This is a genomic window from Kibdelosporangium banguiense (assembly GCF_017876405.1).
Classification (GTDB): domain Bacteria; phylum Actinomycetota; class Actinomycetes; order Mycobacteriales; family Pseudonocardiaceae; genus Kibdelosporangium; species Kibdelosporangium banguiense.
Genome location: NZ_JAGINW010000001.1, coordinates 11286375 through 11311961, shown reverse-complemented (window position 1 = coordinate 11311961; position 25587 = coordinate 11286375). Strand labels below are relative to the sequence as shown.

The window sequence follows — 25587 nt, the reverse complement described above, 5'->3', positions numbered from 1 at the left end:
GTGCGTGGGTGGCATTTCGTGTGCCCAAAAGGGCACGGTTTGCGCTGGTTGGCCCCGGTTGGTGTTAACTTCGGCCAAAAGCCGTGAAAGGGCCGGGGGTGACGTGCGCGACGAGGACCGGCTGCGATCAGCGCCGCCGTGGCAGGTGATGGCCGATACGCTGCTGCAGCGCGAGGCTTTGGTGTGCCGGTTGGGCGAAGGCCTGTTGCCGCACGACTTCGCGGGCCTCTACATCGGACACGACGAGGTCGACCGGATCCTGGCCGAGCTGCCCGGCGCGTCCGGCCCTGCGGCGCAACGCGTCGAGGCGTTGCTGCAACAGCTCGAGCCGGAACTTGTCCTGGCGCGTAAGCAGTTCAGCGAATCGCTCGCCGAAGAGCGCTCCACATTCGACCGGCTCGTCCGTACTGCGCAATTGGACGAGCAGGCCGCGCAAGCGTTGGCTTTGCTGCTGGCGGTGGAACGCTCGCCGCACCGGATGCGGCTGGTCGCGTATTTCCAGGACAACGTGCAGTTGCCGCGGCTGACCGTCGCGAGCCTGTCCCGCATGCTCGAATCCGGGGCCCGTTGTGTCGCACCGGACGCGCGGCTGCGGACGGCCGAGCTGATCGAGATCGGCACCGAAGGCCCATGGGCGACCAGGATGTGCTGGCCCGCGCCCCGGCTGACGTGGGCGCTCGCCGGGGACGACTCGGCCGACACCGGCCTCCCGGCCGGTACCCGGCGCTTGGATCCCGTTGGCAGCGGCCCGGTTTCGGCGGAGCTGCTGCTGGTCACCGGTGCCGACCCGGACAGCAGGCTGGCCGCGGTGCGCGAACGCTGGCCTGGCAAGGCTTTGCTGGTCTGCCCAGTCCCGTCGTCGCCGGCCGAGTGGGCCGCGGTGGTCCGGGAGGCCGGGGTGGGGGACCGGGCGATCGTGCTGGAGCTGGAGGATCCGCCCAGCCGGACGGCGGCCGACCGGATCGATCGGGCCGCGCATCTGAGCTGGGTGCTCAGCTCGCCGCGGGAGCTCGCGCTGGACGCTCTGCCGCGTCGATCCTGGCAGGAGGTCCGGCTGGAGTCCGGGCTGGCCGAGGAAGCGGACTGGCGGCAAGCCCTTGGCGTGCCGCCGGATCCGGCTTTCCCGTTGTCCCGTGAGCAATTGCGGCTGGTGACCGCGGCTTCCGCGGGCAACGCGGCGCAGGTCGCGTCGGGCGTGCGGCGGCTGGCCGGTGGGCACCTCGACGGCTTGTCGGTCCGAATCCGTCCGAAGAGGACGATGTCGGACCTGGTGTTGCCCGGTGATCAGACCGCGCAGATCCGGGAACTGATCGCCCGCTACAAGCGTCGCTCCTTGGTCTACCGGGAGTGGGGATTCTCCCCATTGCCGTCGACCGGCGTGGTCGCGCTGTTCTCCGGGCCGTCCGGTACCGGAAAGACGCTCGCCGCCGAGATCATCGCCGGTGAGCTCGGCCTGGATCTGTACAAAGTGGACCTCTCGTCGGTGGTCAGCAAGTACATCGGCGAGACCGAGAAGAACCTGGAACGGATCTTCGGCGCGGCCGCGGCGGGCGACCTCGTGCTGTTCTTCGACGAGGCGGATTCCTTGTTCGGCAAGCGATCCGAGGTCAGCGACGCGCACGACCGATACGCCAACATCGAGGTCGCGTACCTGTTGCAGCGCCTGGAGTCCTACGACGGGCTCGTGGTGATGGCCACCAACCTGCAGCGCAACATCGACGACGCGTTCCTGCGTAGGATCTCCGTGGCGATCGACTTCGAGGCGCCGGACGAGCCGCAGCGCAAGCAGATCTGGCGCCAGGCGTTCCCCGCGAGCGCGCCCGTGCACGACCTGGATTTCGACTTCCTGGCCAAACAGTTCCGGATCACCGGCGGGATCATCCGCAACGCCGCGCTCGGCGCGGGTTTTCTCGCCGCCGACGAGGCCGGCCCGGTGACCATGGAACGCGTCGCCCTCTCGCTGAAGCGGGAATTTCAGAAACTGGGGCGGCTGCGGACCGAGGCCGAGTTCGACCGCTATTTCAAACTGGTGAATGGGGACGGCGATGCTGAACCTGCTTGACGAGTCCCTTGAGGAGTTCCTGCGCGCGGTCGTGCCGTTGCCCAAACGCGAGGTGGACATCTCCTTCGACGCGCCGGACAAGGACTGGTCGGCCCGGGTGTCCCGGCCGACGATCAACATGTACCTCTGGGACGTGCGCCGCAACATCACCGACCGTGAGTTCGGTCTGGAGACGGTGCACGACGAGAACGGCCGCCCGCACCGGCGTTTCCCGCTGCCCAGAGTGGACTGCCGGTACCTGGTGACGGCGTGGACCGCCGACATCCGCGACGAGCACTCACTGCTCGGCGCGACGATGTCGGCCCTGTTGCTGCACAGCGAGATCGAGACCGAGTACCTGCAGGGCTCGTACCAGAAGATCCAGCCCGTGCCGACGATCGAGATCGCCTCGGGCGACGGCCGGGACAACTCCGACTTCTGGTCGGCGCTGGGCGGACAGCTCAAACCGGGTCTCGACGTCAAGGTGACGGCCACAGTGGACAGTGCCATCATGCTGCCCGTCGGCCCGCCCGTGCACCGCTACGCGATCATCACCTCCGCCGGCGACACCGTCTCATCGGAACGCAACTTCGTCGCCGGCCAGACCACCGAGGAGCCCGGCACGATCATCGCCACCGAGCACGGCGCCGCCGAGATCGACGAGGACGGCAAGTTCTTCGTCCAGGCCGAACCCGGCGACAAGATCACCGTCAACGGCAAGCCACGCGGTGAGGTCCCGGCAACCGGCCCAGTGGAGCTGAAGGCCCCGCCCGCCGCGAAGCGAGGCCGACGCACGTCTTCCTGACCCGTGTTACTGGGAAGCCGCCGTGAGGTACTGCATGGCGGCGGCTTCATCGGTGAGCCAGCCGGTGTAGTCGCTGGGATCGTTGAACAGTTGAGCGAACCGGTGCGCCACCGCGGGGACGGTCTGCGCGGTCGCGAGGGTGGCCACGACGTGCCGGGGCGCCGGTAGCAGCAGGTCGTTGGAGAAGCGGGTGGCGTGCTGGGCGGTGTCCCAGAAGCGATCGAAGCTGCGGCGCATGAACTGCTCGTCGAAGGGTTCGGCGCCCTGCTCGAGGATTGTGCGCTGATAGGCTGCGGCGCAGTGGGCGGCCATGTTGGCGCCCTGACCGGCGATGGGGTCGTTGGTCACGGCTGTGTCGCCCATGGCGAGGACTTTCGCGCCGGAGTCCAGCGTGCCGACCGCGTCGCGGACCACCGGGCTGATCCTGCCGTGCAGGAAGTCCAGCGGCCCGGCGGGTTGCGTGCCCTCGGTGATCGGGGCCAGCCAGGGGAAGTGGTTGCGCAGGACCTTCTCGGCCTGCTCGAAGAACTGGCCGGCGTCGGTGATGTCCGACCAGCAGTCGATCGGGCCGCCGTTGATACCGGAGAAGTACAGGCCGTGGACCGGTCCGTTCACGCTCAGCACCGGCAGGGAGAAGAACTCGCCGTCGGCGCACAGGCCGAACGTGACACCCTGATACCAGTCGGGTGCCTCAGAGCCGGTCGGCACCACGTAAATCAGTGAGATCCCGCGCTGCGGTTCGGAGAACACCGAACGGGAATCGTCGCGGGCGAACAACTTGCCGAACTGCGGGCCGCGGCCGGCCGCGACGAGGACGAGTTCGAACTCCCGGGCCAGCTCTTCGAGATCCTCGGGCGTCATCCGGCTGAACCGGACTTCACCGCCGCGATCGGCGAATTCGGTCAACCAATCGGACATCTTGACGCGCTGGTCCACCGACTGCCCGGGGTTGTCCAGCGGTGCCTGCCAGGAGATCGCAGGGCTCGTCGTGCCAGCCTCACCGGCAGCACCGAACGCGATCCCGTTCACCGGCGGGACCCGACCGTCCCAGAAATTCAGTCCCTGGTCGCGTTCGAACCGCAAAGCCTTGTCGAACATGCACTGGTTGGACAACACACGACCGGTCCGCAGCTCCTCGGCGGACCGGTCGGTGACGACGGTGATCTGGTATCCATGTCGCTGGAGTCCCAAGGCGAGCAGCATTCCCGCTTGTCCGGCCCCCACGATGACGATTCGGCGCATGCTTGTGAGTACATCACCAACGAGACTTCCCGCGTGGACCGAAAGAGTGTACGAAGGGGTCCGGTTGGTCAGGTCCCGGCTGCGGCCGCCGCCATGAGTTTGGCCCGGACCTGCTCCAGCATGGAATCGGTGGCCTTGCTTGGGTGGCCCGTGTCGTACGGTGGCTGCGGGTCGTATTCGATCTCCAGTTGGATACGTTCGGCCTCCTGCGGGCCGTGGATCTGCCCGACGAGCCACAACGCGAGATCGATGCCCGCCGACACCCCGGCGGCGGTCGCGATCTTGCCTGCCTGCACGATCCGCTTGTCCGGCTGGGAGATCGCGCCGAAATGGCCGAGCGCGGACTGGGCGATCCAGTGCGTGGTGGCCGGTAGTCCCTGCAGGAGCCCGGCCGCCGCGAGAATCAGCGCGCCCGAGCACACCGACGTCGTCCAGGTGGTCGCCGGATGGACGGCACGCAGCCAGTCGAGCAGTTCCTGGTCGGCCATCGCGGCCTGGGTCCCGGTTGATCCACCCGGCACGAGGACCAGGTCGGGCGCAGGCGTGTCGGCGTACGTATGGGTTGCGTTCAGAGCGAGGACGCGGCTGTCGGTGACGACCGGCCCTGGCATGCCGGCGACGAAGCGGAGCTCGGCGTCCGGCATCGCGCGGAGCACTTCGTATGGGCCGATCGCGTCTAGAGCTGTCATTCCTGGGTACAGAACAAATGCGAGCTGCATGCAGTTGACGGTATCGCCACGAAGGCGTCGTTTTCGGACATCTCGCCCACGCTCGCTGCCATGCGTACTTCGCCGTCGTCGGTTAAAATAGTGAGCGTTGGCAATATATGGCGTGTGCAACAATTGTTCACGCCGGTAGTCATGCTGAAAGGACCTTCGCAGTGCCGGAAATCCCGACCATCAGGCTCAACAACGGTGTGGACATGCCGCAGCTCGGCTACGGCGTGTTCCAGATCCCGGAGGCGGAGACCACCGAGGCCGTCACCGCCGCGTTGCAGGCCGGCTACCGCAGCATCGACACGGCCGCCGCGTACGGCAACGAGGAAGGTGTCGGCAAGGCGATCGCTGGCTTCCCAAGGGAACAACTCTTCATCACCACCAAGCTCTGGAACTCCGACCAGGGGTACGACGAGACACTGCGCGCCTTCGAGAAGAGCGTGTCGCTGCTCGGCCTGGACTACCTGGACCTCTACTTGATCCACTGGCCCGCGCCTGCGCAGGATCGCTACGTCGGCAGCTGGAAGGCCCTGATCCGGCTGGCCGACGAGGGCAGGATCAGCGCCATCGGTGTGTCGAACTTCCAGCCCGCGCACCTCGAACGGATCATCAACGAGACCGGCCGCGTGCCCGCGGTCAACCAGGTCGAACTGCACCCGTTCCTGCAGCAGAGCGAACTGCGAGAGGTGCACGCCAAACTCGGCATCGCGACCGAGGCCTGGAGCCCGTTGGGTCAGGGCGGCGAGCTGCTGACCAACCCGGCGATCACCGCGGTGGCGGAGAAGCACGGACGCACAGCGGCCCAGGTGGTCCTGCGCTGGCACCTGCAACTGGGCAACGTGGTGATCCCGAAGTCGGTCACGCCCAGCCGGATAGCCGAGAACATCGACGTGTTCGGCTTCGTGCTGGACGAGTCCGACCTGACCGCGGTGTCCACACTGGACATGGGACACCGGATCGGGCCGGACCCCGACCACTTCGCCTGAGACCTAAGGCGTGTCGATGTGCAGCGTGATCGCTGAGACGTCAGCGGTCACGTGCTCGATCGTGCCTTCGCCGCGAGCCGAGGCGTGGATACCGGTGCCGCCGACGATGGCCAGCGGATGCAGCTTGCCAGGCTCAGGCACCAGCCGGACCTGCATGCTGCTCGCGTGGATCTCCCCGCCGGGCAGCCGGAAGACCAGCTTGAGGTGCACGACCAGCTTCGGCGGGACAGTGACGATGACGTCGACCACCATCCCGGTCAGTGACCCGTCGCCGATCGACGCGCCCGTGGCGTCCCGCAGCGCCAGATACATGATGAAAGGTGCGCCCACCGGCGGGCTGAGCGGAAGCGTGTTCTTGGCCCTGGTCGAATTGAAGCTGACAGTCTGAATGGATCTCGGGCCTGCGGTGACGGCGGCCGTCCCGGCCGCGGCCGCGGGCACTGCGAGAATCGCCGACCTGCGCGACAAGCCACCCATGTTCAAGACCACTCCCTTCTCGCGTGCGCTCCACATCGGACGTTAGGAGGGGAGAGGCCAGAACAGGCCGAATTTCAGTCCACCACCAGGTGATTAGGCCGAACGAGGGCGGTATTGGCGACACTCCGTCGCGGAAGTTCACCATTTCGGCTTAAGGCCTAGGCTGGAGCACCCCATCCACAAAGGTGTCGACCTTCTCGTTGTAAAAAGCGACCAGCCCGGCGATCTTCTGGCTCTCCGGCAGAGGAGTGTCGTAGTACCAGGCGACGTCCTCGTGCATCCGATCGCCGACCTTGGCAGAGTAGTACGACGCCTCACCCTTGTACGGACAAGCGGTACGGGTGTCACTCGGCTCAAGAAGGTCCATCCGAACAGCAGTCTTCGGCAGGTAATACCTGGTCGGCAGACTGGTCTCGAACAGCAACCGGGCATTGCGGGACTCAGCCACCGTCACACCGTCGATCTTGACCCGCACATGCCGCGAACTCGCCAGAATGTCAACCCGCTTGTACGGATCTCGAGGATGAACATAGATCTCCTCATCCTCCTCGAACCAGGAATCCATCGCCGCGAAGTCAAAACGAACCAAACCCCGCAACTCCTCAATAGGAGAGTCAGCGTAGATGCGGGCGGCGTCCACAGCCTCCTTGCCACCAGCCTTGACCGTGAACAAAGTCGCCTCACCCCGGCTCGGCGAACGATCAGTATTACCCGTACCGATCAGTTCGACCCGAACATCCTCCCGCGGAATGTAGTACGCAGGATAATAAGGAATCTCCCAGACAAACACCGGGGTCAACGTATCGGCGACCAACACCCCACCGAGATAGACCCGAACACGCTTGGCCCCCTGCTCCACCCGGACTCGCCCACGCGCAGTTGCGTTCATACCCTCCTCAACCCCACCCCCACACCAAAGATTCCGCCCCAGACCCGTGGCCCCGAACGGAAACCAACCCTGAAGGTCTGGCGTGCCGGGTTCGCGTCCAGGGGCGCTGCCCCCGCCTGCCAGGACGCTTCGGCGGGGCGTGCCGAAACAGGGAATCCCGGCGCGAATGGGCCGTTCGCGCCGGGATCACCTGAATGGAGGCGGGTTATGGTTCGATTGTCACCTTGATTGCCTCGCCGGTGCTGACTGTGTGGATTGCGTCGAGGACTCCGTCGAGGGGCATGCGGTGGGTGATGAGGTCGTCGACGGGGACGGCGCCTGATGCGATCAGGTCGAGGGCTCGTTTGTTGTGGTCTGGGCTGGAGCCGTTGGCGCCGACGATGGTGAGTTCTCGGTAGTGGACCAGGTTTGAGTCGCAGGCGATGACCGGGTTGTCTTTGGGCAGGCCGCCGAAGAAGCTGATCCGGCCTCGGCGGGCGGCCATTTTCAGGGCTTCTTCCTGGGCTTTGCCTGCTGCGGCCGCCGTGATCACCACGTCGGCGCCGCGGCCGTCGGTCAGGCGCATGATCTCTTCGGTGGGGTCGGCGTCCGCCGCGCAGATCGCCGCGTCCGATTTGACCAGGGCGGCGGCCATTTCCAGGCGCTGGCGGGAGAGTTCGACCAAGTAGACTGCTTCCGCACCACGCGAGCGGGCCAGTCGCACGTGCAGGCAGCCGATTGGGCCCGCCCCCACGACCACGACTGTGTCGCCCTCGCCCACCCGGGCCAGTTCCTGTCCGTTGAGGACGCAGGCGAAGGGTTCGGCCACTGAGGCTTCGGCGTAGGACAACGAATCGGGGATTCGGTTGAGACCGTCCACTTTGAGCACAGCGTGCGGGACGGTCATGTACTCCGCGAAGCCGCCGTCGTAGTGGTAGCCCATTGAGCGCTGGTTCGGGCAGATGGTCATCCAGCCGCGCTTGCAGTCCGGGCATTCGCCGCAGGGGATCGCGGCGATCACCTGGACACGATCGCCCGGTGTCCAGCCGTCCACTTCGGAGCCAACTTCTACTACTTCACCGGCTATTTCGTGGCCGATCACGCGGGGTGGGTCGATGTGGTGGTGACCGTGCCTGAAGATCTTCAGGTCGGTTCCGCACGTGGAACAGTTGTGCACCTTGATCTTGAGCTCCTGGCTGCCGGGCGACGGCTCCGGTGCCTGCTCGATCCGGATGTCCCCGGGCGCGTAGAAGCGCGCGACCTTCACGTGTCGTTCTCCTCGTCCATTGTGTGCAACAGGCCCAGCACTGTGTCCGTGTCCTGGGCGTCGCGCAGCTGCGCCGCCTTCTCGGAGTCCATCAGGATCATCGCCAGCGACGAGAGGATCCCGACCTGTTCGGTGCCGTTGGCCGCGATGCCTACGCAGAGCTTGGCCTGGTTGCCTTCGCCCCAGTCCACTCCGTCCGGGAACTGCAGCACGACAAGGGAAGTCCGCAGTACGTACTCGCGGGACTTGTCTGTCCCATGAGGAATCGCGACGCCCTCGCCGATGAATGTCGAGACCGACGCCTCGCGTTCGTGCATTGCCGCGAGGTAGCCCGCCTCGACCGCGCCGATGTCCAGCAGGGCGCGACCGACCTGGTCGATCGCGTCCTTCTTGCCGGTCGCGGTGCGGCCGAGGTGGACGCCCTCGGCGGAGAGCAGCGTGGCGCGCTCAGTCGGCAAGGGACCCACCGTCCCGGATCACAGCCTCTACCTGGTCGAAAACCGGGTCGCCGAGGAAGCTCTGGAAACCGAGGACCACGGTCTCACCGGTCGTCTTGCGCGCCCGGGCGAGCAGAGTCGTCTGGCACAGCACGACATCCGCGTCGGCCGGGATCTCGTTGACCGGGGTGTGGGTCACGGCGACCTTGTAGGGCTTGAGCCGCTTGGCGAGCTGGGAGGCCACCATCACACTGCTTCCCATGCCCGCGTCGCAGGCGATCACGACCTTCTTGATCGCCGAACCCTCGATGCTGCTCATCGCTGCGAAACTCCTTTCAGGACTTGACTGTGCCGCCGCCCGCGATCTGCTGTTCGCGTTCGGCCTCCTTGTTGCCCCGGCCGAACTTCATCAGCAGTGCGGCGATCACGAAGGACACTGCTGCCGAGATGGCGATACCCGCTATGACGCCGAGGTATCCGCCCTTCGGTGTCACGGCGAGGACCGCGAAGATACTGCCCGGCGACGGCGAGGCGATCAGTCCGGCACCGGTGATGCTGAAGACGAACACGCCGGCCGCGCCACCGGCGATGGCAGCCAGGATCAGCCGCGGGGCCGCCAGGATGTACGGGAAGTAGATCTCGTGGATGCCGCCGAGGAACTGGATCACGATCGCGCCGGGTGCGGTGGACCGCATGGCCTTCACGCCGAACAGGGTGATCGCGAGCAGGATTCCCAGACCGGGACCGGGGTTGGGCTCGATCAGGAACTCGATCGCCTTGCCGGTCTCGGCCGAGTGCGTCACGCCGAGCGGGGACAGCACGCCGTGGTTGATGGCGTTGTTGAGAAACAGCACCTTGGCCGGTTCCACGATGATCGACACCAGTGGCAGCAGCCCGGCGTCCAGCAGGAACTGCACGCCGTTGCCCAGCGCCTTGGTGATGCCCTCGACGACCGGGCCGATGGCGATCGAGCCGACCACGGCCATCGCGCCGCCGATGATGCCTGCGCTGAAGTTGTCCACCAGCATCTTGAAGCCGGCGCCGACCTTCGTGCCGACCGAGTTGTCCCACAGCTTCAGCAGGAACGCGGTGAGCGGGCCGATGAGCATGGCGCCGAGGAACATCGGGATGTCCGCGCCGACAGCGATACCGACTGTGGCCACGGCACCGACCACGGCTCCGCGCTGCCCGTGCACCAGCCGGCCGCCGGTGTAACCGATCAGCACCGGCAGCAGGATCTTGATCATCGGATCGACGAGTTCGGCCAGCTGGGCGTTGGGTGTCCAGCCGGTCGGGATGAACAGTGCGGTGATCAAGCCCCAGGCGATGAAGGCGCCGATGTTGGGCATCACCATGCCGGCGAGGTGCCCGCCGAAGCGTTGCACGGAGGCGCGGAGCTGGTGCGCCTTGCTCGGCGCGTCGTCAGTCTTTGTCATCGTCGACACTTCCTGTTGCTCGCTGTGCGTTCAGTTGTCCCCGCGAAGTTCCCGGCCTGTCGTGATCCTCGGATGCACCTCGACCAGATGCGGCCGGAGGTCGTCCGGTCTCGGCATGGTGCTGCCCGGCAACGACACCGCTGCGGCACCCCACGCCACCCCGGATACCAGCGCCTGCTTGCCTTTCCCTCCCGCGGCCAGGAAACCGGCGAGCATCGAGTCACCGGCCCCGACCGAGCTTCGTGCCAGTACAACGGGTGCCTCCGCGTGCCAGACGCCCTCACTGTCCACAAGCACCGCGCCGTCCCGGCCGAGGCTGGCCAGAACGGCCTGGGCCCCCAGATTCCGGAGCTGCTGGGCCGCGCTGATCACGTCGTCGACCGTCGACAGTGGACTCTGCACGGCTTCTTCGAGCTCGTGGTGGTTGGGTTTGATGAGCGCGGGTCCCGCGGACACCGCGGCGCGCAGAGCCGGTCCGCTGGTGTCCACGGCGACGTGGACGTCGTCGTTGGCCAGCCGGTGGATCAGCTCGGCGTAGAAGTCGGGGGAGACGCCCGGGGGCAGGCTGCCCGCGAGGACCACCCACGACGCGTCGTGCGACGCGTTGATCACCGCGTCGGCAAGGGCTTTGGCCTCGGCCGCGGTCAGTCGCGCGCCGGGTTCGTTCAGCTTGGTGACCGTGGCGTCGGGCTCGATCACGCTGACGTTCATCCGGACCGGGCCGAGTGCGGCGACCCGCACGACCTCGATGGAGTAGTCACTGAGCAGGCTGATCAGCTGCTCGCCTTCGGCGCCGCCGGCCGGTACGACCGCGCGTGCCTTGATTCCGTTGCACACCAACGCTCTTGCGACGTTGATGCCCTTGCCGCCGGGCTGGACGTGCACGGCGGTGGCACGATGCAGGCCGCCTCGCACGAGCGCGCCTACCTCGACCGTCCGGTCGATGCTCGGGTTTGCCGTCACCGTGACGAACACGCTCGCGTTCACCTCCATGGCCCCGGAGTTGGGTTTAAGTGATTGTGCATGTGTTCATGTTGGTTTGCAAGGGGCTGTGTTGCTGACGGGCAGTAACCAACATAAAGTCACATCATGTACGCGGAGGAACGGCAGCAGGTGATCCTCGAACGCGCCAGGGTCAAGGGGCGGGTGGACGTCGCCGCGCTGGCCGAGGAGTTCGATGTGACCACGGAGACCATCCGGCGGGACCTGACTGTGCTGGAGCGGCACGGGGTGCTGCGCCGCGTGCACGGCGGCGCCATTCCGGTGGAACGCCTGGGTTTCGAGCCCGCGCTGTCGGTCCGGGAAACCGTGATGACCGACGAGAAGGACCGGATCGCCAAGGCCGCCCTGGCCGAGTTGCCCGACTCCGGAACGATCATGCTGGACGCCGGTACGACCACCGCGCGCCTGGCGGACGCGTTGCCGGTGGATCGCGAGCTGACGATCGTGACGCACTCGGTGAACATCGCGCTCACGCTGATCACCCGTCCAAATGTGACGGTCATGCTGGTCGGTGGCCGGCTCCGCAGTCGGACGCTCGCTTCCGTTGACGCGTGGGCATTGCAGGCGCTGCGCGACACGTTTGTGGAGGTCGTGTTCATCGCGACGAACGGGGTCTCTGTCGATCGTGGACTGACAACGCCGGACCCTGCGGAGGCCATGGTCAAGCGTGCCGCGATCGCCAGTGGGCGCCGGTGCGTGCTGCTTGCCGACCACACGAAGGTCGGCAACGACCACTTCTCCCGGTTCGCCGATCTGAGCGACATCGACACGTTCATTACCGACGGCAGCATCGACGGCGAGGTTGCCGCCGAGATCGCGGCTGCCGGCCCCAGGGTCGTCCAAGCTTAACCACTTAAAACCAACTAAACCCACCCGTAACCCTTGCTTAACCACATGGGGTGTGGTTACCGTGGGCTTCTCTACAGCTCTCGCGACAGAGGAGCGACATTGGCGACCATCCGCGTGAAGATCGGGTCCTCGGTCGGCCTGCACGCCCGTCCCGCCGGCCTGTTCGTCCAAGCCGCCGCCAAGCAGCCCGTCCAGGTCACGATCGGCCGGACCGGTGGCAAACCTGTGCCGGCCGCGAGCATTCTCGCGGTGATGGCGCTGGGCGTTAAGCATGATGAGGAAGTCGAGCTCACCGCGGACGGCGACGGCGCCGACGCCGCTCTCTCGGAGCTGGCAGCCCTGCTCGCCCGCGACCTCGACGCCGAGGAGCCCGCCGCAAGCTGAATATCGGTCAGTGAATACGGACCCCTAGCCGTTGTCCTGACACACCAAGGCCCCCGCAACGCTGCGGGGGCCTTGGTGTGTGATCGCGAGGATCAGCCGCCTGGCTGCACCACGCCGTTGGCCGTCAACTTGTACGGCGCGTACTGCGCGACCTGCTCAGTCGGCTCGTCGTAGGCCACGACCGCGACCACTGTCGGGAATGCCGACATCAGCAGCAGCTGGGTGCGGTTGAGGTTGATCGTGGACTTGCCGTTCGACTCGAGCTGCAGGGCGAACGAGTACTTCTCGTTGATGCCGATCAGCTTGACGTTCCAGTTGTGCACCGGGGTCGGGCGGATCTGCGTCGGGGACTTGAACGCGGCGATGTTGGCACCGTCGCTGACCGCCGCGCCACCGAGGGTGACGTCGTCGATCTTCAGGCCGCCTTCGTTGACGCCACCGTCGCTGACGTACTGGAAACCGAGCAGCACGGTCTGTCCGGCGTATGCGGACAGGTTGAACGTGTGCGGCTGGAAACCGGCCGTCGTGCCGTTCAGGCCGGGGCCGAGCGGCGCGGGGACGGTCTTGTCCCCGGCGACGGGTGTGTAGGTCGCGCCGCCGTCGGTGGAGACGACCACGTAGCCGTAGTCGAATCCGAACTCGGCGCCGTACTTCGCGAGGAAGCGCAGCGTCGGGTCGGCCGTCGGGACGGTCACGGACAAGACCGCGGTGGCGTTGGTGTTGTTGCCGTCGCCGGACCACAACACCGCGTTGCCTGGACGGTCAGCGTCGTTGGTGACGCTGGTCCACTTCAGTGGCAGCGACGGGAGCGTCTTGGCTCCCTCGAAGGACAACGACCGCAGGTTCCACCCTGGGATCACCTTCTTGTCCGCCCCCTGCAACGGCACGTAGTCCGCGCCGTTGGGGGCCGCACCCGGCGTCCGGTTGAGGGTGGTGTTGGCCAGGTTCAGCGTCGAGCGCAGGCTCGGCGTGGTGACCCGCTTCTTGTCGACACCGAGCACGATGCCGTGCCTGGACTCGACGATCTTGTCCAGCAGCGCCATCGACTGGAAGTCGTGCAGGACCTTGTACATGTCCGGCGCGCCTTCGGCGTCCAGCGCCGCGTCCAGGCTCGCCAGGCCCTGCTTGGCCCCGTCGCGGTGCAGCTTGGACATGATGTCCAGGCCGTACCGGTCGTAGAGGAAAAGCATGAACGAGTAGGCGATGCCGTAGTCGGCGAGCACGGCGTTCGGGTTGTCGCCGTCGCCCCACAGGTTCAGCGAGTTCTCCGGACCGCCGCAGTCTCGCGGGTTGGTGTTGAACGGTGTCTGCACGATGCCGAAGCCCTGGAAGCAGTACAGGTGGCTGTCGGCGCCGCGGTCGAACACGGTCGCCTTGCCGTCGACGTAACCGACCAGGGTCTGTGCGAAGTCCGACAGGCCCTCGTTGATCCAGTTACCTTCGAACGGGTCGGTGTAGTAATGCAGCAGGTGCTGCCATTCGTGGGCGAACACGCCTTCGTAGAGACGCGGCCGGGCCGGCCTGCTGGTGCACAGGTCGTTGGTCGGCGCGTCGACCGGATTGGCACCGGTACGGTGCGCCCAGTCGAAGGCGTCAATGGTCATCACGTTGCGGTCGAACACCTCGTTGAAGAACGCCGAGAAGAAACCGGCGATCTGCGTCGGGTGCGCCGGGAAGTCATAGAAGTTGTCATCCCGGACGTTGTCGATCAATGTGACCGTTTTGTCGCCATCGCCGGTGAAATCACCCGCGATAGTGGCGTGGCTGCCGTCCCGGTCGGGTGGCGTCGAGAATGCCGACGTCTCCTTGGGGAACATGTTGTTGTCGAACTCGTTGATCAGATCGGCGACCTGCGCGTCGGTGACGTCGGTCGATCCGGGGATCTGCGCGCGGCAGTCACCCGCCGGGTACGCCCGGTCGTTGGCGACCCAGACCTCGATCTTTTGGCCGACACCACGCAGCGTGTAATCCTTGCGGTACGCGCTTCCGGTGGTGTCGTCCAATCCCAGCCACTGCCGGACCGTGCCCACAGGCGGCGTCGCGGCCGCCGCGGCGGCCCTGCGCTGCGTGGTCCTGGCCTCGTAGCGTTGGGGAGTTTCTACCTTCACCCCGTTGATTGTGGAAGGTTCCCGGGTCAGATGTCTGATATCGCTCGGTGCGGCCGAGGCAGGTGGTGCCGCGGCGGCAGGCGATGCCGAAATTGCCGGGATGAGTGGAACGATGAGGACTGCGGCTGCTGCCCCGACTATGCGGCGGCGTGCCATGAAACCCCCTCCGGGTTGCTCTACTCGATCGTGGGTCCCACATTCAAACACTGCGCAACGCGGGATGATAGGGCGAAAAGGTGGCATCTACTCGCTGTCAATTACCGGGCGGCACGCATGGGTGTAGAACATTGTTTTTGTAACGTTATCCGGATCATTTGGCGATAGGTGTGGGCTGCTTGCCCCGCCTGCAATGAGACTGCAACGAAACGGAGGAGGGTGGTAGCCGCAAAGCCCAGGACGGGGGAGCGGTGAAGGGACTCAAGCGGGCGCACATCAGCGTGACGGCTGTTGTCGCGATGCTGCTTGGCGGCATTGTCGTGGCCAGTACCGGTGAGGGGGAACCGGCCAACGACGTGCGCCTGTTGTCGGGAGCGGCTTGGCTGTCGTCGTCCAAGGTGGGGCAGGTGACCCTGCTGGACGGCAGTTCGGCCGAGGTCGCCGCGCAGGTGCAGGTCGCGTCCCCGGGCACCGCCCTTGAAGTGGCACAACTGGGCACCACGGCGTACGCCGTCGACCAGTCCGCGGGCACACTCCGCCGGGTCGACGGCGCCACATTCGAGATCGGCGCGCCAGGAGCACCTATTCCGGGCACCAGCGCGGGACTGACCGCGATGCCGGGCCGCGATGTTCTGTACACATTGGACGAACGTCGTGGTGTCCTGGCCAACGCCGACCCGCGCACCCTGGCCCGCCGCGGCGACCTGGTGCCGCTCGCCAGTGAACTCAGCACGGGCTCCGCGGTGGTGGACGCCGCGGGCACATTGTGGGCCATCGACAAGCTCACAGGCGATCTCACGTATGTCGCGAACGGCCAACGCAGGGTGCGGGAAAAGGTGGCCAAATCCGGGGCGAGCATGCTCGCGATCGTCAACGGTAACCCCGTTGTCGTGGACACCACCGCGCGTAAGACGATCAAGATCGACCGGGCCAACGGCCGCACCGGCGGCACCATCGATCTCGACCTGCGCCCGACCGACACCGTGCAGGTGACCGGGTCCACCCACTCCGACAAGCTGTATGTCGTGGCCAGTCGCGGTGTGCTCAACGTCTGCGACCTGGCAGCCGAGACATGTGAGAGCACGATCCCGCTCAACGCCGACAGCAAGTACGGCCCGGCTGTCGAAGCGGGAAACCAGGTGTTCCTGCCGGACTACAGCACCGGCCAGGTCCTGATCGTCGACGTGGCCAGGCGTCAGATCACCGCGAAGCCGACCGTGCTGTCCCCGCCGGTGCCCTTCCAGCTGTTGACCCGGGACGGCGTGGTCTTCTACAACGACACCAATTCCGAACGTGCCGGCGTGATCGAGTTCGACGGCGGCATCCGGCGGGCGGCCAAGTACGACCCGGCTGATCCTGGCCGTGGGGTGAGCAGTCCGGTCAAACCCGTCAAACCCCAGGCCCCGCAACCCGCCCAGCCTCAGCCGAATCAACCCCAGCCTCAGCCGAACCAGCCGGCTCCGGCGACCTCCGCGAAGGTGCCGCCGCCGACCGGGCCGGATCCGTCAGGTCCTGTTGTTTCCCCGCAGGAACCGGACAGCGGCAACCCGGCCGATGCTCCGACCGGTGTCACACCGCAACCGCAAGACCCGCAACCGCAAGACCCGGCGCCGGACCCCGTAGAGCTGGAAATCACGATGAGCAAGGCGACGCCGACCGCGAACGAGCCGATCACACTGCAGGTCGCCAACAAGAAGGGCGCCGCACCCAGGAGTGCACAGTGGACATTCGGGGACGGCGACGAGGGCACCGGACTGACCACGACACACAAGTGGGCAACGGCCCGGCCGACGCCATACCTGGTCACCGTGACCGCGTTGATGCCCGACGGCCGGACCGCTACGACTTCGGTCAATGTCACAGTGACCGAGATACCCCGCTTCCGGATCACGGTGTCCCCGCCGGCCGGGGGAAGGATCACCGGCGGCGGAATCAACTGTCCCGGCACATGTTTCGTGGATCTGCAGCAGCACACGCAGATCACGCTCACAGCTCAGCCGGACGACAAGCACCTGCTCGGCAATTGGGGCGGGGCGTGCGGCGGGAACGTCGCGACCTGTGATGTGACAGCCGACGCGGCCAAGACCGTGTCCCACACTTTCCAGCCACGCCCGGACCCGAAGTTCACCCTGACAATGGTCGCGCCGAATGGCGGGGCGATCGTCGCCAACGGCATCAAGTGCCCGCCGACCTGCCGGGCCGACTTCGATCCCGGCACCCAGGTCCGGGTGACCCCGGAATCGCGGGGCCGCACTTTCTACCTGTGGACCGACGACTGTGCCCAGTCGCGCAACAATCCCGGCTGCACTCTGACGATGTCCGCAGACCGCAGAGTTTCCGCGACATTCCTGGTCAACCCTTTCCTCAACGGGGTCTCGTGTACGGTCCAGCCGGGAAAGGCCTTCCGCTGCACGGCGGATGCCGGTCCGCAGGAGTTCTCCGAAGGAACCACCTGGACCTGGGGCGGCGAAGGCCATATCACCCACAGCTTCGTCGAAGGCGACAAGTGCCCTGAGACGAACTTCGACGTCACCGTGAGATTCGCCGGCACCAGCAGGTCGACGAGGGTTCAGAACTGCCGGTGAATCGCTAGAGGGGGAACTCGGCCAGGTTTTCGAAGTGCGGACGGCCCGGGCTGGAACGGTCGGCTATCAAAGCCACCGATTCCGCCTGCCAGCTGCCTGTTATCGGCTCGCCTGCTATTTCCTTGGGAACATGGCCCCGGGCCACGACTATGTCGGCCTGGAAGGGCTGAGGATGGGTCACCGGGACCAATGCCACGGTGGCGTCGAATACCGCCGCGGCCAGGTCGTCAAGGCCGGATACCGGAACGCCCAGCCATTGCCCGCCCAGTATGCGGGTTTCCGGGCCGAGAGTGCAGCCGGCCGGTTCGGCGTCCGCCAGTTCGTCGGCCAGGGCTGTGGTCAGGGGGCCGACCAGTCGTAGGTCGACGTGTCCCAGTGGGCGGAGTTTTACCATCCACTGCTCCGGTTTCGACCAGTTGACGCCTGGTTGGCGCGGCAATCCTTCCAGCGTGGCCACTATCTCGGGTGGTGGCCAGACCGCCACAGCCAACCGCGTCATCGGCGCTCACCAACTCGATTTGCGTACTCCCGGCAGTTCTCCCTTGTGCACCATCTCGCGCAACCGGATTCGTGACAACCCGAAGGCGCGGAAATAGGCGCGTGGACGTCCATCGACCGCGTCACGGTTGCGCAGCCGGGTGGGGCTCGCGTCGCGAGGTTGCTTGCGCAGCTCATGCTGGGCGGCCGCGCGCTCTTCGAAGGTCGAGCCGGATGAGCTGATGATCTGCTTGAGCACGGCCCTTCGTTCGGCGTAGCGGGCGACCACCTGCTTGCGCTGCTCGTTCTTCGCGACCTTGGACTTCTTGGCCACCGAACCTCCTGATAACGACATCCATTTTCAAGTAGGGTAGCATGCTGGTCGCAGTGACCACAGTGGACGGCCGGAGCCTGATGGTGCGCGCCGATTGGTCCAGGCCTACCGCAGGGGCCTGGTGCGCTAAGTTCCCGGGTCGGATAGGGCACCAGTCCCTGTTGCCCGGGATACCGGGCGCCCCATGCTGTGATCTATCCGAGGGGTGAGCAATAGGTGGCCGTCGCAGCGGGGTCCGCGACGGCCACCTGTTTGGATGTCGGTGTGACCATCGCCGTCGGGATCTTCGAGCTCTTCACCTACGCGATTCCCGGATCGCTCTATCTGGCCTTCTTCGCCTACGTCGTGGGCCGGGCGCACTGGATCGACCTTGCCGCGGTGACCCGCATGCCGGTGTTCCTGCTGGTGGTCGCCATCGTGCTGATCAGCTACCTGATGGGCTACCTGGCCTATCCCGTGGGCGAGCTGGCGAACAAGATCGTTCCCCGGCACCGGCAAAACCACACACGCAACGACTTCCTCCGCCGCAACCCGGCCGCGAAGGACCGCGAGTACGTCAACGCGGACCCATTCCTGTTGCTGGCCGCCTTGCAACTACACGACAACGAGGTCGCCACCGACGTGACCCGGCTGCGCGCGACCGGCCTGATGCTGCGCAACAGCGCGCCACCGATGCTGTTGGCAGCCATCGCCGCGATCGTCGAACTGTTCGTCGGCCACAGCCCGGTGTTCGCCAGTACCTGCGCGGTGCTGTTCCTCGCCGGGTTCTTCGCATTGATCGTGCAGGCCCGACGGCTGGGACGCTGGGCAAGCATGCGCACACTGGAGTTCGGCTTCTGGCTGCCGGACATCGACGAGAAATTCCGCGCGGACTCGTGAAAAACGCAGGCGCGATCTGCTGGCCGGGTTCTAAGGTTCGCCAGTGCGCTTGCTCGCTGTGCTGATGATTTTCGCTGTGCTCGGCTGTGCTCCCGCGCCGGGTCCTGACCAGGCACCGCTCGATCCCGCCGATCCCGCGAGCCTGCAGTCACACTGGTGGAGCTGGGCTGCGTCCGCGCCGCCCGAGCGGGATCCGGTGAGTGACGACTCGGGCGAGTTCTGCGCGGACCGTCAGCCTGAACAGGTGTGGTTCGTCGCGGGTTCGTTCGGCGAGCCGGTCCAACGCACCTGCGATGTCCCGGCCGGCCGGAAGATCGTCGGCCCCGTGATCAACCTGTGGGCCAAGACGGACGGGCACTGCGTCAAGTTCATGCTGGAAGCCGAGGACAGGGCCACCCTGGACGGGATTCCGGTCCCGGTCACCACGCTCGACGCGGTGCCGATCAGCATCAAGGGCGTCGAGGGCAACAACATCACCGGGACAGGCCGGACGATGCGAGTCCAAGGCTGCGGGTTGTGGTTCACGATTCCCGCGCTGCCGGAAGGCGAACACGCGCTGGTGATCAGCGGCACCAGCGGTGACTTCGCCGTCGATGTCAAGTATCGGCTGATCGTGGCAGCGGGAGTCTGACGGCGTTCGTATCATGGAGGCATGAGCCGTAAGCCGTTCGGCGTCAGTTTCGAGACATGGATCGACAAGCAGATCCGTGAGGCGACTGAGCGCGGCGAGATGGACAACCTTCCGGGAGCGGGCAAGCCGCTGCCTGGTGCGGGTCGGCCGCACGACGAGCAGTGGTGGATCAAGAACTACCTGAAGCGGGAAGGCCTCACAGCTGAGTCGATGCTGCCGACGCCTTTGCAGCTGCGCAAGGAGATCGAGCGGTTGCCGGAGACGGTCGCGCAGCTGGCTTCGGAACGCGATGTCCGCGAGGTTGTGGCGGATCTGAATCGCCGGATCGTGGAATGGCTGCGAGCACCGTCCGGGCCGCTCATCCGGGTGGCCAGGGTCGATGTGGATGCTGTTGTCGAGCAGTGGCGTGCGGACCGGCCTGTGCCTCCGGAGCCGCCTGCGCGGCCGGAGCCGGTGCGGAAGAAAGCCCGATGGTGGCGGCGGCTCTAGGAGATCGACTGGCGACATCCCGGCCTGGCTTGCGAAAGCCAGGCCGGGGGCGCGCATCACCGGACGACTGCGACCACTTCGACGTAGTCGTTGGGGGCGTCCAGAGTGCCGTCGGTGGCGCGGTTGTAGCTCTGGTAGACGTCTGTCAGGTCGGCGGCGAGACTGGCCTGGCCTTCGGCGTCCAAGGCGGCGAAGGCCATCCGGGTGGGGCCGTACCAGGTGCGGAAGTAGTCGAGCATGTGGTCGGCCGACCGGTACTTGAACGGGTACTGGCGGACGGTGACGCGCAGGCCGGTGATCCGGTCGCCGAACAGTTCGCGCAGCCGGTCCTCGCTGCCCCATTCGATCGCGGGACGGACGCCCGCGGGCGGCGGGACGTGCTTGCCGGTCACCCGGAACACGTCGCCGATCAGCGATTTCGGCGCCCAGTTGACCATGCCGACGCGGCCGCCCGGCCGGCAGACCCGGACCAGCTCGTCGGCGACCTTCTGCTGGTCGGGGGCGAACATCGCACCGAAGGTGGACAGCACCACGTCGAAGCTGTTGTCGTCGAACGGAAGCTGTTGCGCGTCGGCGATCTGCGTGCGCAGCGGCAGTCCGTAGGCCTCGGCGACCTTGCGCGCGGACTCCAGCAGGTGGTCGACGAAGTCGGTCGCGGTGACATCCGCCCAACGCCGTGCGGCGGCAACGGAAGCCGCGCCGTTCCCGGCGGCGACGTCGAGCACCTGCTCGCCGGGACGGATGTCGACGGCCTCACACAGCAGTTCGCCGTGCAGCACGATCCGCGAGCCGATCCGGGCGAAATCCCCGGCAGCCCAGGTCGCCTGCTGGCGGTCGGTGATGGCCTGGTAGTTCGGGACGATGGCGGTCATGGGTGGAGCTCCTCGATCGGGGTCTGGTCCATCCCACAGTGCGCCACTCACCCATAACATGAATCCGTTGTGGATACCTAGGTCGTCACGCCGGCATACCTACTTCTCCCCGGGCGAAAGTCCCAGCTCAGTCAGTCGGGCGGCGATGTCACGCCGCGTGCGTGCGCCGAGTTTGTCGAACACAGCGGCCACGTGGTTGTCGACGGTACGCACGGACACCACGAGCTTCTCGGCGATCTCGCCATTGGTCATCCCCAGCCCCAGCAGCCGCGCCACTTCCAGCTGCCGGTCGGTCAGCCCGGCCGGATTGATCCGGGTGCGGGTGACCGGTCCACGGGGAATCCGGGCCACGCCCAGCTCACGCAACTGCGCACGCACGCGCCGGGCAAGCGGTTCGGCACCCAGCCCGTCGAGTGCGGCCAGCGCGATCAACATCTGCTCCGGCTCGCCGCTTTCGGCCAGCGCCAGGGCGTGTTCGTACGGACTGCCGCCCAGCTGCCACGCGGACGCCGCCTCCTGCCAGCGGCCCACGCTCAGCAGCGCCCATGGGTGGCGGCTCGCTGTGTCGTGGTGGACCTTGCCTCCGGCCTTGCTCAGCCAGAACCCCAGCTCGGCCCGGATCGCCACAGAGCCGGAGTCCCACGCCTCGGTGTACACAGGTTCGAGCAACGCACGCATTGCAGCGTGGTCGCCGTCGAGCCATGCGGCCTCGGCGAGCGCGCCTGCCACGGGGCCGATGTACTGCAGTTCCCGGCTATTGTGGGCCAGCTTCTCCGCCTCGGTCAGAAGGGCCATACCGTCCGGCTGGCCGCGGCGGATCTGGACCCGGCCGTAGGCCAGCAAAGCGGGGCACAGGGTCGGCGGCGCGTCCGCCGCTGCCGCCATCGAGGACTGTGCGTCCGCGACAGCCTGCTCCCAGGCGCCGGTGGCCAGCCCGATGGCGGCCCGTAGCGCGGTGAAGTGGCTGAAGTACATCAGGTTCTCGGACTCGCCGGCCAGTTCCAGCGCGTCCGGCAGGTATTCGCTGGCCTCGTCGGGCAACGCGTCTTCCAGCAGGGCGCAGATGATGTTCACGTGTGCCCGGCAGGCGTCGTCGATGGCGCCCGCGGCCAGCGCCACCTGCAGGCTTTCCTCCACCATTTCCCGGCCCTTGGTGGAATCCAGGTGCCACAGGGCGGAACCGACGTTGTTCAACGCGTGCGACAGGATGGCCGGGTCGTCGACGTTGCGGGCCAGCGCGATGGCGAACTGGCCGATCCGGATGGCCTCCTCGCTGCGCCGGGCCAGCATGTGCAGCTGGCTCTTGTTGCTCAGCGCGAGGGCCAGCAGCCGGTCGTCGCCCGCGCCGGACAGGACCTTGATCGCCTCGTCGGCGCTGGCCTGCATCTCCTCGGTTTCGCTGATGGCCCAGCAGATCCGCGACAGCCACCGTAGATCGGCACCGAGCTTGAGCGGATCGCCGAGCCGGCGCCGCAGTTCGATCGCCTTTCGCTGCGCGAGCAAGGCCGTCTGCGACTTGCCGATGGTGTGGCACTCGATCGCGTACATACTCATCAGGTCGGCCCGCTCGGCCTCGGAGAACCGGTCACACCGCTCGAGCACCAGCCTGAGGTGCGCGGCGGCCTGCCGGTGCGAGCCGACCTTGGCCGCGTCCCGGGCGGCTTTCGGTCCGTAGTGGATGATCGCGTCGTCCGCGCCCGCCTCGGCGGCGTGGTGCATGATGCGGGAGAGGTCCGTGCCCTCCCGGGCGGTGAGGGCGTTGAGCACGCGCTGGTTGAGCTCCATCCGCCGGCCGCCGGGCAGGCCGTCGGCGATGGCCCGCCGGATCAGCTCGTGGCGGAACCCGGTCCGGCTGGGCGAGACGTCCAGCAGGCCGCGCTGTTCCGCGGCGGCGATCGAGGAGATACCCCCGGGCAGTAGCGCCTCCAGCAGTCCGCGATCCACAGTGGACGGTATGACGGCGAGTTGTTCCAGCGCCTGCTGGGTTTGCGCGTCCAGGGTCTGGACCCGGGCGGTGACCGAGTCCACGATGGTGACCGGTACCCGGCTGACGTCCGCCGAGGCGAGGATCTCGGTGACGAAGAACGGATTGCCGCCGGTGACCTCGTAGACCTCGCGCGGATCCAGACGGCTGGGCGCGGTCAGCCGGAGCACGGCCGGCTGGGACAGACGGGGGAGCTTGAGCCGCCGGACGCGAGGCGCCCGCGCGGCCAGTCCGAGCACACGCTGCAGCGGGTGCATGGCGTCGATGTCCTCGTCGCGATAGGTCAGCACGAGCACCGCGGGCATGTTGGCCACCCGCCTGACGAGATAGCTCAAAGCGTCCAATGTGGCGTCATCGGCCCAGTGCACGTCCTCGATCGCGAGCACGCTCGTGGTCGCCGACCAGCTCAGTTCCGCCTGCAGGGCGTCGAACACCCGGTCGCGGTCGCGGCCTTCGCGCAGTGCCGTGGCAAGGTCGGATCCGACTGAGCCGAGCAGGTCGCGAAACGGGCCGAACGTGCGGGGTGTGGCGAGGTCGTCGCAGTAGCCGACGAGCAACCGGCCCTGCGGCGGCAGCACCGCCCGGACCGCGTTGATCACGCTCGACTTGCCGATCCCGGCCTCGCCGAACACCAGCACCACCGAGCCGGTCCCGGCGGCCGCCTCTCGCGCGGCCGCCTCCAGTTCGGCGATCTCGTGTTCACGCTCGAGCACCTGGGGCACGCCATGATGGCCTCCTGCATGGAAACCACGCTCGGCGCTCACTGGTCACTCTCCGCTTCACAAGTGCTGCCCGATCGCTCAGACATCGATTTCGCGGAGTGACACGTTATCAATTCGCGCCAGAATCACCGCTCCTGCGGGCGGCTACTGCGCGGCCAGCAACGCGATCGCCTCGGCGCGGCCGGCGACCCGCAGCTTGGCGTAGATCGACGAGAGATTGTTGCTGACAGTCTTGGGCGCCAGGTACAGCTCGCGCCCGATCGCGGCGTTGGTCATCCCGGTCCGCAGCAGGCCGGCGATCTCGTGCTCACGAGTGGTCAGCGTGTCCACGCCGACGGGGGAGCTGAGCAGCCTCGTGATCCGGCTGGCGATACCGCGGCCGAGAATCACCTCACCGGCCGCGATGCCCAGGATCGCGGGCGCGACGCTGGCCCGTTCGCCCTTGACCAGATAACCGCGGGCGCCCGCACGGAACGCGGTACGCACCGCGGTGTCGTCGTCCACGGCCGTCACGACCAGTACGGCCGTCTTGGGAGCGGTCTGCGCGACTGTGCGGATCGTGGTGGCGCCGTCCGCCAGCTGCGGGTCCAGGACGAGCACGTCCGGTCTGTGCCGCAGCACGGCACGAACAGCCTCGCGGCCGTTCCCGGCCGCGGCCACCACCTCGATATCGTCCACTGTGGATAATGGCGCCCAGTCGTGCGGCCTGCTGTCGGCGAGCACCACCGTCACGGCGGCCGCGCGGGCATGCCGGGTGACAACAGGTACTGCGGACATGGCTGGCATTGTCCTCAGCGGTGTTGCAGTTTCTTTGCAGTCGATCAAGGCGTCATCCTGCCGTAGGGGTGGCGACGGCCGTGGTCTCCCGCAGGATGGCCACATGCAGCCCGCGTGTGGCCGGTGCCGGGTCGACGCCGAGTTCGTGGGCAAGAGTCATTCGGAGCCGGTGGTACACCTGGAGTGCTTTGGATGTCTGGCCGGCGGCCTGGTATGCGCGCATCAGCAGCCGGCAGGCCGCCTCGTCGAACGCGTCCGCCGCCATCGCGGCCTCGGCCGCCGACTGTGCCGAGGACACGTCGTCCATGTGCAGCGCGGCTTCCGCGGCCGCGTGCCAGGCCTGGCGGACCAGGTGCGTGCGCTGGGTCCGGGCCGGCTCGGCCCAGTCGGCGTCCGGGAACTCTGGCAGCACGAGTCCACGGTCCAGCAGATGAGTGGCCCGCCAGGCGGCCATCAGTGCCGCCGCGGGCTGGCCCGCGCTGATCCGCCGTTCGGCCTCGCCGACCAGTCCGGCCGCCTGGTCGAGATCGATGCGGACCTCGTCGTCGAGCCGGTATCCGCCGCGGCCGCCCAGAATCGCCGACGCGCCAAGCGATCCACGCAACCTGCTGATCAGAGTCGCGATGTTCGCGGCCGGATCCCGCGGCGGCCGCTCGCCCCAGACGGCGGCTGCGAGGCGGTCGACCGACTGGTATCCGCGGCGCACAGCCAGGCACGCCAGCAGTGAGCGTCCTTTCCGGCTGCTGATTTCCGCGTCCTTCAAAGCGGATCCGTTCACCGACACGGCCAGGCCGCCGGCCAAGCGCACGCTTATTGCGGCCGGTGGCTGATCGGTCAGTCTGCCGGTGGCGACTCTTCGTGCTGTTCTGGTCACTTCTGCGACCTCCCCCTGCATTCCACGGTGATGTCCGATGTCTACCGGTGGAAGTGATCCATCCGCATCCGATCGCGGTACCCAGATCAGCGGGGGTGGTTACCTATTTCGGCCGGATCGGCTGCCCGGCGGCCATTTCCGGCGGGGGATGGACCTGAGGTTAGCGCACCGATCGCACTGACGTAAGAG

At 66.9% G+C, this 25587-nt stretch carries 25 protein-coding genes; 9 read left to right on the top strand and 16 right to left on the bottom strand.

Annotated features, from left to right (window positions below; all coding sequences use genetic code 11):
• Positions 1 to 103: 103 nt before the first annotated feature.
• Together JOF56_RS50610 and JOF56_RS50605 are read left to right on the top strand one after the other, a co-directional pair.
• A complete protein-coding gene (locus JOF56_RS50610) occupies positions 104 to 2062 on the top strand; it encodes an ATP-binding protein (RefSeq protein WP_307855644.1) in 1959 nt (652 codons plus the stop codon).
• Positions 2046 to 2846, top strand: a complete 801-nt coding sequence (locus JOF56_RS50605; RefSeq protein WP_209646590.1) for a Pvc16 family protein — start codon at positions 2046 to 2048, stop codon at positions 2844 to 2846. The genes JOF56_RS50610 and JOF56_RS50605 overlap by 17 nt, the downstream gene beginning before the upstream one ends.
• Before the next feature lie 6 nt (positions 2847 to 2852).
• Here JOF56_RS50605 and JOF56_RS50600 read toward each other — a convergent pair whose 3' ends face one another.
• A complete protein-coding gene (locus tag JOF56_RS50600; protein ID WP_209646589.1) occupies positions 2853 to 4088 on the bottom strand; it encodes a styrene monooxygenase/indole monooxygenase family protein in 1236 nt (411 codons plus the stop codon).
• 68 nt (positions 4089 to 4156) lie between these two features.
• On the bottom strand, positions 4157 to 4807 hold the full coding sequence (locus tag JOF56_RS50595) for a DJ-1/PfpI family protein (RefSeq protein WP_209646588.1): 651 nt from the start codon (positions 4805 to 4807) through the stop codon (positions 4157 to 4159).
• Between the two features lie 161 nt (positions 4808 to 4968).
• Here JOF56_RS50595 and JOF56_RS50590 point away from each other — a divergent pair, with 161 nt between their 5' ends.
• Positions 4969 to 5790 (top strand): aldo/keto reductase, encoded by an 822-nt coding sequence (locus JOF56_RS50590; RefSeq protein ID WP_307855643.1) that lies wholly within the window; start codon positions 4969 to 4971, stop codon positions 5788 to 5790.
• 3 nt (positions 5791 to 5793) lie between these two features.
• On the opposite strand, the gene JOF56_RS50585 is transcribed toward JOF56_RS50590, so the two are convergent.
• From JOF56_RS50585 to pfkB, 7 genes are all read right to left on the bottom strand, one after another.
• Complete coding sequence (locus tag JOF56_RS50585; RefSeq protein ID WP_209646586.1) at positions 5794 to 6267, bottom strand: hypothetical protein; 474 nt, start codon at positions 6265 to 6267, stop codon at positions 5794 to 5796.
• A 151-nt stretch (positions 6268 to 6418) separates the two neighbouring features.
• On the bottom strand, positions 6419 to 7156 hold the full coding sequence (locus JOF56_RS50580; RefSeq protein WP_209646585.1) for a DUF427 domain-containing protein: 738 nt from the start codon (positions 7154 to 7156) through the stop codon (positions 6419 to 6421).
• 205 nt (positions 7157 to 7361) lie between these two features.
• Positions 7362 to 8402 (bottom strand): zinc-dependent dehydrogenase, encoded by a 1041-nt coding sequence (locus JOF56_RS50575; protein ID WP_209646584.1) that lies wholly within the window; start codon positions 8400 to 8402, stop codon positions 7362 to 7364.
• Complete coding sequence (locus JOF56_RS50570) at positions 8399 to 8860, bottom strand: PTS mannitol transporter subunit IIA (protein WP_209646583.1); 462 nt, start codon at positions 8858 to 8860, stop codon at positions 8399 to 8401. The genes JOF56_RS50575 and JOF56_RS50570 overlap by 4 nt, the downstream gene beginning before the upstream one ends.
• Positions 8850 to 9158 carry a PTS lactose transporter subunit IIB gene (locus JOF56_RS50565; protein WP_209646582.1) on the bottom strand — a complete coding sequence of 103 codons (309 nt, stop codon included), beginning with the start codon at positions 9156 to 9158 and terminating at the stop codon, positions 8850 to 8852. The genes JOF56_RS50570 and JOF56_RS50565 overlap by 11 nt, the downstream gene beginning before the upstream one ends.
• A gap of 16 nt (positions 9159 to 9174) precedes the next feature.
• On the bottom strand, positions 9175 to 10275 hold the full coding sequence (gene mtlA / locus JOF56_RS50560; RefSeq protein WP_209646581.1) for a mannitol-specific PTS transporter subunit IIC: 1101 nt from the start codon (positions 10273 to 10275) through the stop codon (positions 9175 to 9177).
• 30 nt (positions 10276 to 10305) lie between these two features.
• Positions 10306 to 11262 carry a 1-phosphofructokinase gene (pfkB, locus tag JOF56_RS50555; RefSeq protein ID WP_307855642.1) on the bottom strand — a complete coding sequence of 319 codons (957 nt, stop codon included), beginning with the start codon at positions 11260 to 11262 and terminating at the stop codon, positions 10306 to 10308.
• Between the two features lie 102 nt (positions 11263 to 11364).
• Between pfkB and JOF56_RS50550 the strand changes: the two genes are divergently transcribed.
• Positions 11365 to 12126 (top strand): DeoR/GlpR family DNA-binding transcription regulator, encoded by a 762-nt coding sequence (locus JOF56_RS50550; protein WP_209646580.1) that lies wholly within the window; start codon positions 11365 to 11367, stop codon positions 12124 to 12126.
• A 99-nt stretch (positions 12127 to 12225) separates the two neighbouring features.
• Entirely contained in the window at positions 12226 to 12510 is a 285-nt protein-coding gene (locus JOF56_RS50545; protein WP_209646579.1) for an HPr family phosphocarrier protein, read from the top strand.
• Positions 12511 to 12602: 92 nt separating this feature from the next.
• Here JOF56_RS50545 and JOF56_RS60555 read toward each other — a convergent pair whose 3' ends face one another.
• The gene (locus JOF56_RS60555; RefSeq protein ID WP_209646578.1) at positions 12603 to 14618 is read right to left on the bottom strand and encodes a choice-of-anchor J domain-containing protein; all 2016 of its coding nucleotides are present in this window, start codon (positions 14616 to 14618) and stop codon (positions 12603 to 12605) included.
• Between the two features lie 407 nt (positions 14619 to 15025).
• Here JOF56_RS60555 and JOF56_RS60550 point away from each other — a divergent pair, with 407 nt between their 5' ends.
• Entirely contained in the window at positions 15026 to 17359 is a 2334-nt protein-coding gene (locus tag JOF56_RS60550) for a PKD domain-containing protein (RefSeq protein WP_209646577.1), read from the top strand.
• Between the two features lie 4 nt (positions 17360 to 17363).
• On the opposite strand, the gene JOF56_RS50530 is transcribed toward JOF56_RS60550, so the two are convergent.
• Together JOF56_RS50530 and rpsN are read right to left on the bottom strand one after the other, a co-directional pair.
• Entirely contained in the window at positions 17364 to 17858 is a 495-nt protein-coding gene (locus tag JOF56_RS50530) for a 2'-5' RNA ligase family protein (protein ID WP_209646576.1), read from the bottom strand.
• Positions 17859 to 17864: 6 nt separating this feature from the next.
• The gene (rpsN, locus tag JOF56_RS50525) at positions 17865 to 18170 is read right to left on the bottom strand and encodes a 30S ribosomal protein S14 (RefSeq protein ID WP_209646575.1); all 306 of its coding nucleotides are present in this window, start codon (positions 18168 to 18170) and stop codon (positions 17865 to 17867) included.
• Between the two features lie 216 nt (positions 18171 to 18386).
• On the opposite strand from rpsN, the gene JOF56_RS50520 reads away from it, so the two are divergent.
• Genes JOF56_RS50520 through JOF56_RS50510 form a run of 3 tightly spaced genes read left to right on the top strand, consistent with a single transcriptional unit; the run spans position 18387 to position 20169 of the window.
• Complete coding sequence (locus tag JOF56_RS50520; protein WP_307855641.1) at positions 18387 to 19049, top strand: hypothetical protein; 663 nt, start codon at positions 18387 to 18389, stop codon at positions 19047 to 19049.
• Positions 19050 to 19092: 43 nt separating this feature from the next.
• Positions 19093 to 19680, top strand: coding sequence for a hypothetical protein (locus tag JOF56_RS50515; RefSeq protein ID WP_209646574.1), 588 nt, complete (start codon positions 19093 to 19095; stop codon positions 19678 to 19680).
• A gap of 21 nt (positions 19681 to 19701) precedes the next feature.
• Positions 19702 to 20169 (top strand): DnaJ family domain-containing protein, encoded by a 468-nt coding sequence (locus JOF56_RS50510; protein ID WP_209646573.1) that lies wholly within the window; start codon positions 19702 to 19704, stop codon positions 20167 to 20169.
• A gap of 56 nt (positions 20170 to 20225) precedes the next feature.
• Here JOF56_RS50510 and JOF56_RS50505 read toward each other — a convergent pair whose 3' ends face one another.
• The 4 genes from JOF56_RS50505 to JOF56_RS50490 form a co-directional block, all read right to left on the bottom strand.
• Complete coding sequence (locus tag JOF56_RS50505; protein ID WP_209646572.1) at positions 20226 to 21041, bottom strand: class I SAM-dependent methyltransferase; 816 nt, start codon at positions 21039 to 21041, stop codon at positions 20226 to 20228.
• Positions 21042 to 21140: 99 nt separating this feature from the next.
• Entirely contained in the window at positions 21141 to 23747 is a 2607-nt protein-coding gene (locus JOF56_RS60545; protein WP_209646571.1) for an ATP-binding protein, read from the bottom strand.
• A 144-nt stretch (positions 23748 to 23891) separates the two neighbouring features.
• A complete protein-coding gene (locus tag JOF56_RS50495; protein ID WP_209646570.1) occupies positions 23892 to 24524 on the bottom strand; it encodes a LuxR C-terminal-related transcriptional regulator in 633 nt (210 codons plus the stop codon).
• Positions 24525 to 24576: 52 nt separating this feature from the next.
• Complete coding sequence (locus JOF56_RS50490; RefSeq protein ID WP_209646569.1) at positions 24577 to 25398, bottom strand: AfsR/SARP family transcriptional regulator; 822 nt, start codon at positions 25396 to 25398, stop codon at positions 24577 to 24579.
• Positions 25399 to 25587 lie beyond the last annotated feature (189 nt).